Origin of the sequence: Novosphingobium pokkalii, from assembly GCF_014652855.1 — a bacterium.
Lineage (GTDB): Bacteria > Pseudomonadota > Alphaproteobacteria > Sphingomonadales > Sphingomonadaceae > Novosphingobium > Novosphingobium pokkalii.
In genome coordinates, this window is the sequence record NZ_BMZP01000024.1 from 13748 (window position 1) to 31269 (window position 17522).

Annotated in this window: 14 protein-coding genes and 1 tRNA gene; 7 read left to right on the forward strand and 8 right to left on the reverse strand. The window is 68.3% G+C overall.

What is annotated here, in order from left to right; genetic code table 11:
* The first annotated feature begins 1 nt into the window (after position 1).
* The 4 genes from IE191_RS18670 to IE191_RS18685 are packed head-to-tail and all read left to right on the forward strand — an operon-like array spanning position 2 to position 6019.
* On the forward strand, positions 2-3577 hold the full coding sequence (locus IE191_RS18670; RefSeq protein WP_229815640.1) for a cellulose biosynthesis protein BcsC: 3576 nt from the start codon (positions 2-4) through the stop codon (positions 3575-3577).
* Positions 3574-4041 carry a cellulose biosynthesis protein BcsD gene (gene bcsD / locus IE191_RS18675; RefSeq protein ID WP_191325895.1) on the forward strand — a complete coding sequence of 156 codons (468 nt, stop codon included), beginning with the start codon at positions 3574-3576 and terminating at the stop codon, positions 4039-4041. The genes IE191_RS18670 and bcsD overlap by 4 nt, the downstream gene beginning before the upstream one ends.
* Positions 4031-5071 (forward strand): family 8 glycosyl hydrolase, encoded by a 1041-nt coding sequence (locus IE191_RS18680; RefSeq protein WP_191325926.1) that lies wholly within the window; start codon positions 4031-4033, stop codon positions 5069-5071. The genes bcsD and IE191_RS18680 overlap by 11 nt, the downstream gene beginning before the upstream one ends.
* Positions 5072-5131: 60 nt before the next feature.
* Positions 5132-6019, forward strand: a complete 888-nt coding sequence (locus IE191_RS18685) for an LOG family protein (protein WP_191325896.1) — start codon at positions 5132-5134, stop codon at positions 6017-6019.
* A gap of 149 nt (positions 6020-6168) precedes the next feature.
* Here the strand turns inward: IE191_RS18685 and thiD are convergent, their stop codons facing one another.
* The 6 genes from thiD to ftsE form a co-directional block, all read right to left on the reverse strand.
* On the reverse strand, positions 6169-6954 hold the full coding sequence (gene thiD, locus IE191_RS18690) for a bifunctional hydroxymethylpyrimidine kinase/phosphomethylpyrimidine kinase (protein WP_191325897.1): 786 nt from the start codon (positions 6952-6954) through the stop codon (positions 6169-6171).
* Positions 6955-6964: 10 nt separating this feature from the next.
* Positions 6965-8236, reverse strand: a complete 1272-nt coding sequence (locus IE191_RS18695) for an NRAMP family divalent metal transporter (protein ID WP_191325898.1) — start codon at positions 8234-8236, stop codon at positions 6965-6967.
* Entirely contained in the window at positions 8233-8973 is a 741-nt protein-coding gene (locus IE191_RS18700) for a lysophospholipid acyltransferase family protein (RefSeq protein ID WP_229815641.1), read from the reverse strand. Before IE191_RS18700 ends, IE191_RS18695 begins: the two co-directional genes overlap by 4 nt.
* 23 nt (positions 8974-8996) lie before the next feature.
* Positions 8997-9548 carry a YdcF family protein gene (locus IE191_RS18705; protein WP_229815643.1) on the reverse strand — a complete coding sequence of 184 codons (552 nt, stop codon included), beginning with the start codon at positions 9546-9548 and terminating at the stop codon, positions 8997-8999.
* 78 nt (positions 9549-9626) lie between these two features.
* Positions 9627-10544, reverse strand: a complete 918-nt coding sequence (locus tag IE191_RS18710) for a cell division protein FtsX (protein WP_191325899.1) — start codon at positions 10542-10544, stop codon at positions 9627-9629.
* A complete protein-coding gene (gene ftsE / locus IE191_RS18715) occupies positions 10541-11305 on the reverse strand; it encodes a cell division ATP-binding protein FtsE (RefSeq protein WP_191325900.1) in 765 nt (254 codons plus the stop codon). The genes IE191_RS18710 and ftsE overlap by 4 nt, the downstream gene beginning before the upstream one ends.
* A gap of 236 nt (positions 11306-11541) precedes the next feature.
* On the opposite strand from ftsE, the gene IE191_RS18720 reads away from it, so the two are divergent.
* Positions 11542-12339, forward strand: a complete 798-nt coding sequence (locus IE191_RS18720) for an MJ0042-type zinc finger domain-containing protein (protein ID WP_191325901.1) — start codon at positions 11542-11544, stop codon at positions 12337-12339.
* A gap of 137 nt (positions 12340-12476) precedes the next feature.
* Positions 12477-12563, forward strand: a tRNA-Leu gene (locus IE191_RS18725).
* 143 nt (positions 12564-12706) lie between these two features.
* Here IE191_RS18725 and IE191_RS18730 read toward each other — a convergent pair.
* A complete protein-coding gene (locus IE191_RS18730; protein WP_191325902.1) occupies positions 12707-13927 on the reverse strand; it encodes an MFS transporter in 1221 nt (406 codons plus the stop codon).
* A gap of 32 nt (positions 13928-13959) precedes the next feature.
* Entirely contained in the window at positions 13960-14970 is a 1011-nt protein-coding gene (locus IE191_RS18735) for an NAD(P)H-dependent flavin oxidoreductase (protein WP_191325903.1), read from the reverse strand.
* A gap of 191 nt (positions 14971-15161) precedes the next feature.
* Between IE191_RS18735 and katG the strand changes: the two genes are divergently transcribed.
* Positions 15162-17360, forward strand: coding sequence for a catalase/peroxidase HPI (katG, locus tag IE191_RS18740; protein ID WP_191325904.1), 2199 nt, complete (start codon positions 15162-15164; stop codon positions 17358-17360).
* Positions 17361-17522 lie beyond the last annotated feature (162 nt).

The following is a 17522-nucleotide window of genomic DNA, read 5'->3' on the forward strand; positions in this document are numbered from 1 at the left end:
GATGTCCGCGCCGATCACCGCTTCCCGTGCCGCTGTTTTCGCCCTGATGGCCTCGGCCGCGCCGCTGGCCGTGCCGCAGGTGGCGTTTGCCGAAGTGCCGGGGGTGAAAGCGCTGATCGCGCAGGGGCTCTATTGGAAAGGCAAGGGACGGCAGGATCTGGCCGAACAGGCGCTGCGCCGCGCCCTGGCGCTGGACCCGGGCAATGCGGAAGCGCGGCGGGCACTGGCTGGTGGCAACGCGGCCCCGGCGGCCAAGCCTGCCCCGGCACCGGCCAGGGTTGCTGCCGCACCCAAGCCGCAGCCGCGCCCTGCCGCCCGGCCTGCCCCGAAGCCGGCCCAGCAGCCAGCAGGCCGTCCGGCCGTGGCTCGGGCCGAAGCACCCGCTGCGCCACAGCCCAGCCCGCGCCAGCGCGCGGCCGATAGCGCCGGCAAGCAGCGCATGGCCGGGTTCGACGCGCTGGATGACAACAACCTGGATGCGGCGGCCAGCCGGTTCCAGAAGGCCTTGGGCGTCAACCGCAACGATGGCGATGCGCTGGGGGGGCTGGGCATCGTGCGCCTGCGCCAGAGCCGCTTTGCCGAAGCGCGCGACCTGCTCGAACAGGCTTCGCGCCAGCCCAATCCCGGCCGGTGGAGCGAGGCGCTGTCTGCCGCACGGTTCTATGCCGGCATGGAGCAGGCGCGCACGCTGCTGGCCCGCGGTCAGACCGACCAGGCCCAGGCCACGGCCGAAGCGCTGGTGCGCTCCGGCTTTGCCCAGACCGGCCCGGCGCTGGAACTGCTGGCCGATATCTATGAACGCCAGGGCCGCTATGCCGATGCGGCCGATTTCTATCGCCAGGCAGCCGAAACCAGCGGCGCGCAGACCGACCAGCGCTTGCAGAGCCGCGCCGCACGCGGCCGCGCGCTGGCAGCCGTGGCGCGGGGCGATGACCTGACCGCCGAGCAGGAATTCCAGGGCGGCTTGATGCTCGACCAGAGCGACCCGTGGATCCGCTATGAATTCGCGCGCTTCCTGATCCGCCATGGCCGCAGCGTGGAGGCCGAATCGCTGATCGGCACGCTCACCCAGTCGAGCGATCCCGATGCGCTCTATGCTGCCGCGCTGATCGATTCCGACCTGGGGCGCAATGCCGCCGCCGATGCCCTGATCGACCGCATTCCCGAAACCCAGCGCACCCCGGCGATGCGCAACTTTGCCCTGGGGGTGAAGACCGACAGCGCGATCGAGCGGGCCAAGGCGATGGCGGCCGGTGGCCAGCGCGAACAGGCGGTGGCCGCGTTGCGCCAGTTGGGCGCGATCAAGACGCTGCCGGCCGCGCGCCGGGCCGCGATCGCCAGCGCGCTCTATGATCTGGGCGATGGCGTGGGCGCCGGGCAATATGCCCAGGCGGCGATGAGCGGCGATATTGCCGATCTCGAAGGCTATGATTCGGTGGTTCGCGTGCTGGCCAAGACCGGGCGCGACGATCTCGCCCGCGCGGCGCTGCAAAAGGCGGCCGCGCTGGGCAATACCTCGCCCGAAGGACAGCGCACCCTGGCGCGCATGGCCGCCGGGCTGGCGGTAGCCACGGCCGATCGCCTGCGCCTCAACGGCCAGTATGCCCAGGCCTTCGACGTTTTGCGCGGGGCCTGGGGCTCTGCGCCCGACAGCCTGGAAATCCTGGCTGCGCTGGCGCGACTCTATCAATCGGGCGGCATGGCCGCGCGCGCGGCGCAGACGTTCCAGATCGTGCTGACGCGCGACGGGCGCAACCGCGATGCCCTGCTCGGCCTGGCACAGACCGCGCAGGCGGCGGGTGACAAGGACTTGTCGCAAAGCGCGGCCAACCGTGCGCTCCAGGCCTTTCCGCAGGATTACCAGGTGCGCCTGACGCTGGCGCAAGTCGCCCAGGCGCGCGGCGATCGCGGCACGGCGGTACGCCTGCTGAAAGAGGCGCGCGCGCTCTATGCCCGCCAATCGGGCAGCAACGGCATCGATGCGTTCGGGGGCAATCCCTTTGCCGCCGATCCGATGGGCGTGGGCAGTGGCAATCCGTTCCGCGACCAGCCGGCGATGCAGGCCCAGCCGCAGATCAATCCCTTTGCCCTGGGCAGCGGCACGCGCCTGCCTGCCGCGCAGATGGTGCCGATGGGCGCCATGGGGGCCGCGCCTGTCGGCGGTAGTGCCTATGCCGCCCCGGCATCGTCGGTGATGGATGGATCGGGCGCTGGCTATGCCGCGCCAGCCAGTTATGCCGCCCCTGCCGGGTATGGTGCGCCTGCGAGTTACGGTGCGCAGGGCGGCTATGGTGCTGTTCCCTCCTCCACTCCACTGCCTGCTCCGGCGTTCGGCGGTGGGGGCTTTGGCGCGGCGCCGGTGGCCTCTCCGTTCGGCGATGCCGCTGCGCCGCTTGCCGCCGGTGGCCCGGTCGATCCGGTCCTGGCCAAGATTTCGGGCGATATCGCGCAACTCACCCGCGAAAGCGGGCCGCGCGTCGATCTCGCCACGTCCTATCGCGAGCGCAAAGGGGAGACCGGGCTGTCGCAACTGAGCGACCTGCGCGGTTCGGCCGAAGTGTCCACCGGCCTTGCCGGCGGCCGCGTGCGCGCGCGGGCCGAAGCGGTGGTGATCGATTCGGGCCGGCCCACGGGGTCGGGCCTGGCACGTTTTGGTACCAATGCCACGATCGAGGCGCAGGCCATCGTCGACCAGAAGGCCTCGGCGCTGGTCCAGGCCGATACCCAGCACCGCTCCGGCGTGGCGCTGAGCGTGGGCTATGACAGCAAGCTGGTGCAGGCCGATGTCGGCACCACGCCGGTGGGCATGGGCCAGACCCAAGTGCAATTCCATGCCGGGGTGACGCCGGGCCTGGGCAATGGTGTGCAGGCGCAGGCCTGGGTGGAGCGCCGCCCGGTGACCGACAGCGTGATTTCCTATTCCGGCACGCGCGATCCGGTCACGGGGCAGACCTGGGGCCAGGTGATGCGGCTGGGCGCGGGCGGGGGCCTCTCGGTCGATCGCAACGGCAGCGGCGCCTATGGCACGGTCGCGTTCAATCGCTACACCGGCACCAACGTGGCCGAAAACCGTGGCGTGGAAGCCAATGCCGGCGGCTATCTGCGGGTCTATCGCAGCGAGCATTCCTCGATCACCAGCGGGATCAACGTCAACTACCAGTCGTATGACAACCCGCAGAACTACTTCACCTATGGCCATGGCGGCTATTTCAGCCCGCAGAGCTTCCTCTCGGTCAGCTTCCCGGTGCGCTATGCGCTGGACAAGGACCAGTTGAGTGTGCGTGCGGCGGTCACGCCCGGTTACCAGAGCTACAACCAGAACGAAGTGGCGCTCTATCCCACCGATCCGGCCCGCCAGGCCGTGCTCGATGCGCTCAAGACGCAGGATAGCGACGTGCGCGCCCGCTATGACAGCTTGAGCAAGACGGGCTTTGCCCTCTCTGCCGAAGGCTCGCTGTACTACCAGATCAGCCCGTCCACCCGCATCGGGGGCGAGGCGAGTTACAATACCTTTGGCAGCTATGACGAGCTTCGCTCGACCATCGGCATCCGCCAGAGTTTGGGAGCGACCAAATGATGTTTGAGGACCCGAAGACACCGCGCGTGTCCAGCGCGTTCCGAGCCACGCCACCTGCCGGAGCCAGCTTCCTGGTGGCGATGATCGCCCGCGAGCTGGCCAGCGCCGCCACCGAAGACCAGAGCCACGGGTTCTACGTGGCAGTGGGCAAGCGCATTGCCGATTTCGTACCGCTCGACGATGTGGAAGACCTGGGCACGATGACCGCGCGCATCAATGCGCTGTGGGCCACGCTGGGCTGGGGCAGCGCGGTGGTGACGGTGGAAGACAGCGCGATCGTGGTGCGCCAGGACGGGCTCTATCCCGAAACCGAGGCGGAAATCGCCGATCCCTGGAAAGCCCTGCTGCCGCCCTTGATGGAAGGCACCTATGACAGTTGGTTCCGCATGATGGGCAGCAGCCAGGCCCTGGCGACCACGGCGGAGTGGAAGGAACAGACGCTTGAAATCCGGCATGGCCGCTGACACGGTGCACGATACGGGTCGCAGGGGTATCGATCGGCGGGGTTTCGGGTTCGGGTTGCTGGTGGCCTTCACCGCCGCCTGCGCCCCGGGACGGCAGAGCAAGGCGATGGGCGCAGGTGGCGATTGGGATACGTTCAAGGCGCGTTTCCTCGATCCCTCGGGCCGCATCGTCGATCCGCAGAACGGCGGCATCAGCCATAGCGAGGGGCAGAGCTATGGCCTGGTCCTGGCGCTGGAGGCCGAAGACCGCGCCACGTTCGAGCTGATCGCGGACTGGACCAACGACAACCTTCTGCGCAGCGATGTGGCGCTGCATGCATGGAAATACGATCCGAGCAGTCCGGACCGGGTGCCCGATCGCAACAACGCCACCGATGGCGACATCCTGATCGCCTGGGCGCTGGAGCGGGCCGGGCGCCAGTGGGGGCGGGGCGAATGGCGCACCCGTTCGGCCGCGATCCGTGCGGCGATCCGCCAGCGGCTGGTGGTCGATCGCTTTGGCATGAAGCTGCTGCTGCCGGGGCTGGAAGGGTTCCAGCAGAACGGCCGGGTGATCGTCAATCCGTCGTACTTCATCTGGCCCGCGTTTCGCAGCTTTGCCGAATGGGATGGGCCAGGGGTGTGGCAGCCGCTGGCCGATGATGCCACCGCAATTCTCGCCCAGGCGCGCTTTGGCCAATATCGCCTGCCGGCCGATTGGGTGGAAGTGGCCGGCCCCGGGCAATATGCCCTGGCCCCCGGGCACGATCCGCGCTTCGGCTTCGATGCCATCCGCGTGCCGCTCTATGCCATGGCCGGCCATCGCACCGGCCTGGTGCAGCCGGTCGCCGATTTCTGGCGGCAGTGCTTGGCGCAGGGGCAGCCGATCCCGGCGTGGATCGACCTCAACACCGGCGAGCGCGCGCCCTTTGCCGTGTCCAACGGCGGCGCAGCGATTGCCAGCAAGCTGATCGGCACCAAGCCGCCGCTGGGCCTGGCGCCGGAGTATTTCGGCGCTTCGCTGCAAATGCTTGTCACGGCATTGACGTAACACCTGAAACAATACCGGATGGGCTTGCCAAGCGGCGCCGGCAAGCCCACCTTGCGGCAAATGACCGAAGAAGAAATCAACCGCCAGCTCGTCAACCGCAAGTTCTACAAGGCCGAGCAGGAAGCCGGGTTCGCGCAAAGCCACCCCAAGACCACCCCCCAGCAGCAGGATCCGGCCTATCGCCTCGCGTTTGGCGATACCGACTTCCTGTTGCGCGAGGAACTGCGCCCGGTGCGCTTCCAGCTTGAACTGCTCAAGGCAGAGATGCTGCTGGAAGAGGCCGATATCGGCTCCACCCTGGTGATCTATGGCTCTGCCCGCATCCCCGCGCCCGACGCTGTCGAGGCCGCGCTGGCCACGGCCACCACGCCCGAACGCAAGGCCGTGATCGAGCGGCTGGCGAGCAAGTCGAAGTATTACGAAGAAGCGCGCAAGCTGGCCCGCTATGCCTCCACCTGCGGCGTGGTGGAAGAAGGCAAGCGCCAGTTCGTGGTCTGCTCGGGCGGTGGCCCATCGATCATGGAAGCAGCCAACCGGGGCGCGGTGGACGTGGGCGCGGATTCGATCGGCCTCAACATCGTGCTGCCGCACGAGCAGGCGCCCAATCCCTATGTCACGCCGCACCTCTCGTTCCAGTTCCACTATTTCGCGCTGCGCAAGATGCACTTCCTGATGCGCGCGCGGGCCGTGGCGGTGTTCCCGGGCGGCTTCGGCACGTTCGACGAATTCTTCGAGCTGCTGACCCTGATCCAGACCGGCAAGATGAAGCCGATCCCGGTGCTGCTGTTCGGCGGCGACTACTGGAACAAGGTGATCAACTTCCGCGCCATTGCCGAGGAAGGGGTGATCAATTTCGAGGATCTCGACCTGTTCAAGCCGGTGGAAACCGCGGAGGAAGCCTGGGCCGAGATCGTCAAGTTCTATGAACTGGATTGCGGCGCGGAATGAGCGCGTTTGGCCCTCCCTCCGCATGGCGGGGGGAGGGTATCCTCTGTGCCAGGCGCACAGGTGGAGCGGTACCCCGGGTCAAGCCCGGGGTGACGGAGAAGAGAAATCTCTCAAATCTTTCGTCACCCCGGACTTGATCCGGGGTCCCGCTAGATGCTTTCGATGAGAGCCGCCCTGACCGCATGATGCCCCATCGGGCCGTGCCCGCTGCCCAGGCCGGGGGCGGCGAGCAGGGCGGCGCGCACGAAGGTGCGGGCGCGCTCGACTGCCTGTTCCAGGCCGGCGCCGCGGCCCAGTTCGGTGGCGATTGCGCTCGAGAGGGTGCAGCCGGTGCCGTGGCTGTGGCGCGTGGCGATGCGCGGCGATTGCCAGAGGCGCGGGGCCTGGCCGGGCACCACCAGGCGGTCTTCCACGACCGGCCCCTGCGCGTCGCCGCCCTTGGCGAGGTAGGCCACGCCGCGCGCAGCCATCGCCGCGTCGCCGCCCAGCGCAGCCAGTTCGGGCACATTGGGCGTGGTCAGCGTGGCCAGAGCCATCAGCCGCTCGAACGCGGCAATGGTGGCCGCATCGGCCAAGGCCGCGCCGCTGGTGGCGATCATCACCGGATCGAACACGATCGGCACGCCAAGCGCTTCCAGCCGATCGGCGACCACAGCGGCGATGGCGGGCGAGCCGAGCATGCCGATCTTGACTGCGTCCACGCCGATATCGGCCACGCAGGCGTCGATCTGCGCGGCGACCATGGCCGGATCGACCGCGACCACGGCGCTCACGCCCAGCGTGTTCTGCGCGGTGAGTGCGCAGATCGCGGTCATGGCAAAGCCGCCAAGCATGGTCACCGTCTTGATATCGGCCTGGATACCTGCGCCGCCGCCGGAATCCGAACCGGCGATGGACAGGATGCGGGGCGGTTTCGCAAGAGTCTTTGCGGTCATGGCGAGCCTTTCACGCAAGCAGGAACAGCAGGCCCACCGCGGTCATCGCCGCCGTCGCGAGCCAGCCCAGCGCGGCGAGCGGGCGCGCGATCACGAGGTGGCCCATCACGCGCGGATTGCGCGCGATCAGCATGGTCACGACCATCAGCGGCGGGGCGAGCAGGCCATTGATCACCGCCGTCCAGTATAGCGCGCGCATCGGGTTGATGCCGAGGAAATTGATGCCCAGACCGGCGAAGGTGGCGAGCGCGATGGCGATGTAGAACGCGCCCGCCTCGCGCGGGGTGCGGTCCAGCCCTTCGCGCCAGCGCAGCGCCTCGCTGACGGCATAGGCGGCAGAGCCCGCCAGCACCGGCACCGCCAGCAGCCCGGTGCCGATGATGCCCAGGGCAAACAGGGCGAAGGCGAAATCGCCGGCAAAGGGGCGCAGCGCCATTGCCGCCTGATCGGCCGAGGTGATGTCGAACACGCCATGCGCGTGCAGCGTGGCCGCCGTGGCGATGACGATAGCCTGCGCCGTCAGGTTGGAAAAGCCCATGCCCACCAGCGTATCGGTGCGGATGCGGCGCAGTTCGCCGGACGCCTGGCGCGGGGCCATGTAGAGCGGGCGCAAGTGGCGGCGGCGCTGCTCTTCCACTTCCTGGCCGGCCTGCCAGAAGAACAGGTAGGGGCTGATCGTGGTGCCGAGCAGGGCGACCAGGCCCATCGCGTGATCGCGGTCCAGCCGGAACGCGGGGATTGCCATGCCGCGCAGCACCGCCAGCCAATCCACCGGCGTGGCCGCCAGCACGGCAAAATAGGCAAACAGTGACAGCGTGGTCCACTTGAGCACCCCGGCATAGCGGGCATAGGGCACGAAGACTTCCGCCGTGACGCTGAGCACGGCAAAGCCCAGCGTGTAGAGCAGCATCGATCCGGGCAGTAGCAGGTTCAGCGCGGCGGCCATCGCGCCCAGATCGGCGCCCAGGTTGATCACGTTGGCCACCAGCAGCAGCAGGACCATCACGCGCAGCAGCCAGGGCGAATAGTGGCGCCGCAGGTTGGTGGCGATGCCGCGCCCGGTGGTGGCGCCGATCCGCGCGCAGATGGCCTGGATCGCCGCGAGCAGGGGAAAGGCAAAGACCATCGCCCACGACAGCGAAAAGCCGAACTGCGCACCCACCTGGCTGTAGGTGCCGATGCCGCTGGGATCATCGTCTGCCGCGCCGGTCACCAGGCCGGGACCGAGCGCGGACAGCACTGATCGCTGGCCTTGCGCGTCTGGCGTCGGGGCGGTGTTCATGGCGTTGGCGCAGTGATCGCGTCGAGCACGCGCGCTTCGATCTCCTCGCGCGGCAGGCCGGGCGGGATCGTCTCACCGATCACGTAGCGGATCGTGCCGCGCCGTTTCCACACGCGATGATAGAGCGCGCCGCTGTGCACGGCCACCGGCACCACTGGCAGCGACAGCAGCTTGTAAAGCCCGGCAAAGCCCGATTGCAGCGGCACACGCTGCCCCACCGGCACCCGCGTGCCTTCGGGAAAGATCGCCAGTGGGCGCCCTTCGGCCAGCCGCGCGCGGGCATGGCTGAGCATGGTGCGCAGCGTCTTGGCGCCGGCATCCCGCTCCACCCCGATCAGGCCATAGGCCCACCCGGCGCGGCCCCACACCGGAATGCGCATCAGTTCCATCTTGGCAAAGATGCACGGGCGGTGCAGCACTTGCGGCAGGTCGATCGCCTCGAAGAAGCTTTCGTGGCGCAGGGCATAGAACACGCCCTCCTGCGGTGGGGTGCCGATCACTTCCACGCGGATGCCCAGCACGTGCCGCACCAGCGCGCGATGCACGGCGGTCCAGGCCTGGACCATCGCGAACACGCCGCGCGGCGCCACCAGCAATACTACTGCCAGCGCCAGCAGCAGGAGCACGGTATAGCCATAGAACAGGGCATAGAACGCCAGGCTGCGCGCGATTTCAGGCAGGGTCGGCGCGCGCTCGTCCACCGCGGCACTCGTCATCTCGCCAGTCCCGGTCGTCATTTCGCCAGTCATTGTGCGGTCCGTCACCATCCCAACAGCCAGGCCACGATGCGGGCCAGCAGCTTGTTGTATTCCAGGAACAGGATCTTGAGGCTGGGGCGGGAGGGCACGGCATCGCGCACGATCACCAGCCCCTTGGGTGCCACCACCCACAGATCGAACGTGGCGCGGCGCATGTGCCAGTCGGTGGTGACCAGCCGCACCGAGCGAATCTTGTGCTGGGCGATCCATTGCGCTGCCTCGCGCGCGTTGGAGCGGGTGTCCACCGAATCGAAGCCCAGGGTGATGCAGCAGTTCAGCCGCGCGGGATCGACCTTGTATTCCGCCGCGAATTCCGCCGGGCGCACCTGGCGGTCCACCCCGCTGACCAGCAGGGTGCGCGCCTTGCCTGCGTCGAGCATCGCCAGCGCGCGGGGGATGCGCCCGCCGCCGCCGGTCAGCACGACGATGCCGTCGGTGGCGGTGCCATCGGGCGCGCGCTGCGGCAGGAACCAGGCAAACCACAGGAAACCCAGCATCCACACCAGGATCAGCGCCGAACCGATGCGGCGGAACAGGCCCGGGGGCTTTCTCATGGCATGGCGTCTCGCGCGGGCAGGGCGGGGGGCATGATCGTCAACATCTGAGCCATCAACATGGGGTGTCCGGCGCCATCATACCATGCGCCGCAGCGCCGCCAGCACGGTAAGTCGGGCTGTCAGCATGACCAGGAGAACCCCGGCGACCGGAATGGCCGCCAGCACCAGCCAGTCGGTCCAGGCCAGCGAGCCCTGCGCGACCATGCCCGAGCCCAGTGCGGCGAACTGGCGCACGAGGCCCAGAACGGTGACGACCCCGGCGAGCAGGCCGACCACGCCGCCCATGGCCGCATCGGTGGCCATCGAGCGCTGGAACACGCGCGCGATCTGCACGTCGGTCGCCCCCAGCATGTGCACGATCTCGATCGTTTCGCGGTAGGTGCCCAAAGCATTGCGCGACGCGAGCAGCACGGCCGATGCCGTGGCAAAGGCGAACAGCGCGATGAGGCCGCCCGCCGCCCACTGCAAGGCGCCGATCGCGCGGAACACCGGGGCCAGCCAGCTCGATTGCGCATCCACCCGCGCTGCCGGGGCCTGCGCCGTCACCGCCTTGCGCAGCGCATCGAGCCGGGCGGGCGTGGCCGCGCCGGACAGGCGCACGTCGATCAGCGCCGGAATCGGCAGGTCATCCAGGTCGTCCCCGGCGCGGGTGCCCAGCCAGGGCTCGACCAGGCTGTCCAGTTCGTCCTGCGGCACGGCGGTGGCGCTGACCACGCCGGGCGCCTGGCGCAGCACGCCGAGCGCGGCCTGCGCCTCGCGCTGGCGCTGGGCCGGCGCGGCCGAGACGATCTGCACTGTCACCCCGCCTTCCAGATCGGCGCTGGCGGCCTGCGCGGCATGACGCAGCGCGAGTGCGCTGGCCGCGGCGACCACGGTCAGCGCGATCATGATGGCGATGACCCAGGGCATCGGGCCCGAGAGGCGCGCTTCAGGCAGCAGGCGGGATTCGCCCTCACCGCCCAGCGCGCGCAGGGTGCTGGCCAAGCGCTTCATGGCAGCCCCGCGCCGCCCAGCGGGCCGTCTGCTCCCTGGCTGCCGTCCATCGGCCGGCGCGGCGGGTAGCGCAGCGCCCCGGTGGGATCGGCCAGCTTGCCCTTGTCCAGGCGCATGATCAGCGAATCCGGCACCTTGCGGATCAGGTGCAGGTCGTGCGTGGCCACCACCACCGTGGTGCCCAGGCGGTTGAGGCTTTCGAACAGGCGCAGCAGCTTGATCGCCATTTCGGGATCGACGTTGCCGGTGGGCTCGTCGGCCACCAGGATGTCGGGCCGGGCGATCACCGCGCGGGCGATGGCCACGCGCTGCTGTTCGCCGCCGGAAAGCGTGGCGGGGCGGGCTTGGAACCGGTCACCCAGGCCGACCCATTCGAGCATGTCGGACACCGGCTTGGCGATGTCCTTCTCGCTTTGCCCGGCCACGCGCAGCGGCAGGGCCACGTTGTCCCACGCGGAAAGGTGCGGGACCAGGCGGAAATCCTGGAACACCACGCCGATGCGGCGGCGAAAGCCGGGCAGCCGCTCGCGCGGCAGGGTGATCGCGTCGGTGCCGAACATGCGGATGAGCCCGCGCGACGGACGCTGCGCCAGGTAGAGCAGCTTGAGCAGGCTGGTCTTGCCCGCGCCGCTGGCGCCGGTGAGGAAGTAGAAGCAGCCCGGATAGAGCGTGAACGAGACATCGGCCAGCACTTCGCGGCCGGCGCCATACCGCAGCCCGACATTGTCGAACTGGACAATCTCGGCAGCGGCTTGGTTCATGGACGAAAGATCGAGCCCCGTTCGCGTGTCTGGTCGTGCGCCCGGCATGCGCACCGGGCCTCTCTACCATGTCGGCGCAGCGGCCGTTTGGCAATCGCCCGCAAGGGGCAGAGGCCCTCGCGCGATGGGCCAGCGGGCCTATACGCGTCAATGCATGTGGAAAAAAGGGCGCATGGGCGATTTGCCCCCTTGCGTCCTATTGTTTCCCCCCCTCTCGCCATGCTTAGACCGTTGTCATGATCATCGCCTGTCCCGCCTGTGCGACGCGCTATGTCGTTCCCGACAGTGCGATCGGTGTGGACGGCCGCACCGTGCGCTGTGCCAAGTGCCGGCATAGCTGGTTCCAGGCCGGCCCAGAACTGCCCGCACGCCCTTCGGCCGATGCGGCGCCGCCCGAACCCGCGCCTGCCGCAACGCCACCCGTGACGTCGGCTGCTGCGCCCGCGCCGGTTGCTCCGGCGGCGCCACCAGCCCCGGCTGCCGATGTTCCGCCCGAGCCGGCGCCCCGTGTGGAGCATCGTGTGGAGCAGGCGCGCGCGCCGGCCCCGGCGGCTGAATTCGTTTCGCCGGTATCCAGCTTCGAGCATCAGCCCCCGTTCCGCCCGCGCCGCAACCCGGCCCGGCTGTGGACGGCAGCCGGCGTGACCTTCGCCCTGGCCGTGGCGGCGATGATCGGCCTGGTTTCATGGCTGGGCTTTCCCGACTGGTTGCCGGTCAACCGGCCCACGTTCGGCAGCGGCCGCCCCGATCTGGTGCTGTCGTTTCCGCCGGCGCGCCAGGATCGCCGCACCCTGCCCAACGGCACTGCCTATTTCGGTGCCAGCGGCACGGTGACCAACGTGGGCAAGGACCTGCGCGAGGTTCCGCCTATCCTGATCGTGCTGCGCGATGCGCAAAACCGCATCGTCTACACCTGGGATGTCGCCCCGCCGAAAGACAAGCTGCGCCCAGGCGAAAGCGTGACGATCAACGAAGCGGTGACCGACGTTCCCAAGACGGCCAAGTCCGCAGAAATCGGCTGGAAGCCCGAATAGGCAGCGCGCGCGCCGGATTGCAGCGGGGCTGGGGATAAAAAAGTGCATGGTCCCTGTTGCGGACCCCAAAAACCCCTGCTAGGGGCGCGCTCCTACCCCGACGGGATCTGGCCACGGCCAAACCCCGGATGCGATATGCGGTCGTGGCGGAATTGGTAGACGCGCAACGTTGAGGTCGTTGTGGGCGAAAGCCCGTGGAAGTTCGAGTCTTCTCGACCGCACCAGCACCCATCCCAGAGGTGCTTGGAAAATCGCCAGTTGGCTGCAGGCAGCCGATATCTCTGAAAATCGTTTGAACCGGTCGATCTTGGAATTCCCGAGCCCACGCGGCGCGGGATTTTTCCTGTGGCGTCAGGTCTCTGTGGCCTCAGGCCTTGGCCTCGTGCGCCTTGGCTGCGCCTTTCAGGAACAGGACAAGCGCCACGCCGGCAATCGCCGATGCCACCAGCATCGGCATGGTCGGCAGGTTGATCACCGCGCCCGGTCCGCTGAACCGGGCCAGGGTCTGGGCATAGAGTGGCGGGCCGATGATCTGCGCGATCGAGCCGATCGACTGCACCGCGCCCTGCAATTCGCCCTGGCTGCGCGCGTCCACCGCGCGGCTGTTCATCGCCGAGATCGAAGGCTGCACTGCGCCCTGGAATGCCCCCACGACGATGGCGAGGTAGACCTGCCAGACATCCGCCGCGAGGCAATAGAGCACGGCCGAAACGCAAAGCGAGACGACACCCATCACCACGGCGCGGGTTTCACCCAGGCGCGGCAGCAGGGTGCGCATGCCCAGCCCCTGGAACAGGGCGGACGAGAGGCCGACCACCGCCAGCGCCAGCCCCACGGCCTTGGTGGAAAAGCCGTAGGCCGCGATCGCCATGTAGGTCCAGATCGCCGGATAGACGACATTGGCCAGTTGCCAGGCGCCCAGCGCTGCCACGAACCACAGCACTTGCGCGCTTTGCCCCTTGAGCGCGCGCAGGCTGGACAGCGCGTTGGCGCGGCGCCAATCGAACGGGCGGCGGTGATCGGCGTCGAGCGATTCCCGCAAGGTGAAGAACCCGAACAGGAAATTGGCCAGGCTGAGCCCGGCCGCCGCCAAGAACGGCACGCGCGGCCCCAGCGTGCCGAGCAATCCGCCCAGCGCCGGCCCGAGCACGAAGCCGATGCCGAAGGCCATGCCCATCAGGCCAAAGCTGGCCGCGCGCTTTTCCGGCGGGGTGACATCGGCGATATAGGCATAGGCCGCCGAAAAACTGGCGCCGGTGATGCCGGCGATGATGCGCCCTGCCACCAGCCAGCTCATCGCCGGGGCAAAGGCCTGGAGCAGGTAATCGAGGCCCAGTGCGAAGACCGCCGCGAGCAGCACCGGCCGCCGGCCAAAGCGATCGGACAGGTTGCCGATCACCGGGGCGAACACGAACTGCATCACGGCATAGCCCGCACCCAGCCACCCGGCATATTCGGCCGCCTGGGTGATCGAGACCCGGGCCAGGTGCATGATCAGGCCGGGGAACACCGGAATGACAATGCCAAAGCCCAGCATGTCGAGCAGCACGATGGCAAACACGAAGCCCAGCGAGGCGCGATGCGTCATATGGTCCCCCTGCCCATGCGGGCGCCTGCGGTTCAGCGGCTGGCGAGCGCCGCTTCGCTTTCGGCGAGCAGTTGCGCCATGATCGTGGCCACCGGCTCTTCCTTGGTGACCATGCCGACCGATTGCCCGGCCATGACCGAGCCGCGCTCCACGTCGCCGTCGATCACCGCGCGGCGCAGGGCGCCGGCCCAGAAGTGCTCGATCTCGAGCTGGGCGGCCGCCATGTCGAGCTCGCCTGCGTCCAGCCGCTTGGCCACTTCGATCTGCTTGGCGGTGAATTCCTCGGTGCCCTTGTTCTTGAGCGCGCGCACCGGGATCACCGGCAGGCGCGGATCGACCTGGACCGAAGCGACGGCATCGCGCGCATTGCCGCGGAAGAATGCCTGCTTGAACGCGGGGTGGGCAATCGATTCGCTGGCACAGGCAAAGCGGGTGCCAAGCTGCACCCCGGCCGCGCCCATTTCCAGATAGGCGGCGATCGCTTCGCCCCGGCCAATGCCGCCGGCCACGAACACCAGGTGATCGGCCGCGAGGGCGGGCAGGAATTCCTGCGCCAGCACCGAGGTGGAAACCGGGCCGATATGGCCGCCCGCCTCGCTGCCTTCGATCACCAGCGCGTCGGCACCGGAACGGAACAGCTTCCTGGCCAGCGCGATGGTGGGGGCAAAGACGATGACTTTGGCGCCGAAGGCCTTGATCGCCTCGACACTGCCCTTGGGCGGAATGCCGCCGGCCAGCACGACATGGCCCACGCCATGCTTTTCACACACCGCGATCAGATCGAACAGCAGCGGGTGCATGGTGATCAGGTTGACGCCGAACGGCTTGGTGGTGAGCGCCTTGGTGCCGGCGATTTCCGCGTCGAGCAGCGCGGGCGTCATCGCCCCGCAGGCGATCACGCCAAAGCCGCCGGCGTTGCTGATCGCGGCCACCAGGTTCCGTTCCGAAACCCAGCTCATCGCACCGCACAGGATCGCGTGCTCGGTGCCCAGGAAGGCAGCGCCGCGCGCCATCAGCGCGGAAGTCTTGGGAGTGGCCGTCATGTGTGAAAAATCGCCCCGTCTGCGATGAAGAAAGTGCCCGCGCTTTACGGCGGGGAAACGGGCCGGGCAAGGGGGAAGCGGGCCTATAAATCGGCAAGCCGACTTACTGTGCACGTTTTAATCCATTTAGACGATCAATAGATGGCCGTTACAAGCCGGGGCAACGCATTTCCCGATATGGAGACCAAGCGATGTCCGATCCCGCCAAGTGCCCGTTCCACCACGGCGCCAGCGCCACCGCCATGGTGCAGAGCCAGACCAACCAGATGTGGTGGCCCAACCGGCTGGACCTGGGCGTGCTGCGCCAGCATTCCACGAAAAGCGATCCGATGCCCCATGGGCACGATTATCGCGCCGCGTTCGCCCGGCTCGATCTCGATGCGGTGAAGGCCGATATCCATGCGCTGATGACCCAATCGCAGGACTGGTGGCCGGCCGACTATGGCCACTATGGCCCGCTGTTCATCCGCATGGCCTGGCATAGCGCGGGCACCTATCGCACGTTCGACGGGCGCGGTGGCGCGTCCACCGGCACGCAGCGCTTTGCCCCGCTCAATTCCTGGCCGGACAATGCCAACCTCGACAAGGCGCGCCTGCTGCTGTGGCCGGTGAAGCAGAAGTATGGCGCGGCGCTGAGCTGGGCCGACCTGATGGTGCTGGCCGGAAACTGCGCGCTGGAATCGATGGGCCTGCCCACCGTGGGCTTTGGCGGCGGCCGCGAAGACGTGTGGGAAAGCGAGGCCGACATCTATTGGGGGCCGGAACGCGAATGGCTGGGCGACGAACGCTATAGCGGCGACCGCGTGCTCGACGATCCGCTGGCCGCCGTGCAGATGGGCCTGATCTATGTGAACCCCGAAGGCCCCAACGGCACACCCGATCCGCTCGGTTCGGCGCGCGACATTCGCGACACCTTTGCCCGCATGGCCATGAACGACGAGGAAACCGTGGCCCTGATCGCCGGTGGCCACACCTTTGGCAAGGCCCACGGCGCGGGCGATGCCGCCCATGTCGGTGTTGCCCCCGAAGGCGCGGACATCCTGGCCCAGGGCCTGGGCTGGATCAGTGCGCATGGCAGCGGCGCGGGCGTGGATGCGATCACCAGCGGCCTGGAAGGGGCGTGGACGAGCAACCCGATCGCCTGGGACAACGGCTATTTCGACACGCTGCTGGGCTATGACTGGGAACTGACGCGCAGCCCGGCGGGCGCGCACCAGTGGAAGCCCAAGGGCGAGGCCGGTGTGGGCACCGTGCCCGATGCCCACGATGCCACGCGGCGCCACCAGCCGATGATGCTGACCAGCGACATCGCGCTGATCGCCGATCCGGCCTATCGCGCGATTTCCGAGGATTTCCACGCCAACCCTGACAAGTTCGCCCGCGCCTTTGCCGAGGCGTGGTTCAAGCTGACCCACCGCGACATGGGGCCGCTGGTGCGCTATCTGGGCAAGGAAGTGCCGGCCGAGCCGCGCCTGTGGATGGACCCGCTGCCGCCGGTCGATCACCCGCTGGTGACCGACAGCGACGTGGCCACGCTCAAGGGCCATGTGCTGGCGAGCGGGTTGACGATCGCCGATCTGGTCAAGACCGCCTGGGCCAGCGCGTCCACCTTCCGCCAGTCCGACAAGCGCGGCGGTGCCAATGGCGCGCGCATTGCCCTCTCTCCACAAAAGGACTGGGCGGTGAACGAGCCTGCCGAACTGGCGCGCGTGCTCGACGTGCTGCGCGGCATCAAGGCCGCGTTCGACACCGGCAATGGCGCTGGCCGCAAGATCAGCCTGGCCGACCTGATCGTGCTGGCCGGCAACGCCGGGGTGGAAGCGGCCGCGAGGGCTGCGGGGCACGAGGTGACCGTGCCGTTCCATCCGGGCCGCACCGATGCGACGCAGGCGCAGACCGACGCGGAGAGCTTTGCCGTGCTCGAACCCAAGGTCGATGGCTTCCGCAACTATGCCAGCGGCCAAAGCCGGCGCAGCCCGGAAGAACTGCTGGTGGATCGCGCGCAACTGCTGGGCCTCACCGCGCCGGAAATGACCGTGCTGGTGGGCGGCCTGCGGGTGCTGGGCGCCAATCATGGCGGCAGCACGCTGGGCCAGTTCACCGACCGGCCCGGCACCTTGAGCAATGACTTCTTCCGCAACCTGCTGGCCGCAACCACCGCGATGCGCTGGCAGGAAACCGGGGAAGGGGTGTTCACCGCGTTCGACCGCAAGACCGGCGCGCCCCGCCATGGCGCCACCCGCGTGGACCTGATCTTCGGCGCCAATTCGGAACTGCGCGCGCTGGCCGAAGCCTATGCCACCGATGATGCGGAAAAGCCCTTCGTCGCGGCCTTCGTGGCGGCCTGGACCAAAGTGATGGAGGCCGACCGGTTCGACTTCACCGCCTGATATGGTCGGCAAGAAAGGTGCGGCACCCCCTTTGCCTGTACCTTTCTGGCTTACCGCCCCGCCTTTTTCCGGTATCCCCACCGGAACAAGGCGGGGTTTTTCATGCTTCGATGGCACAGGGTGTGCCATTCCGCCGTTGCGATGGGATGCGCGCCCGGCCCC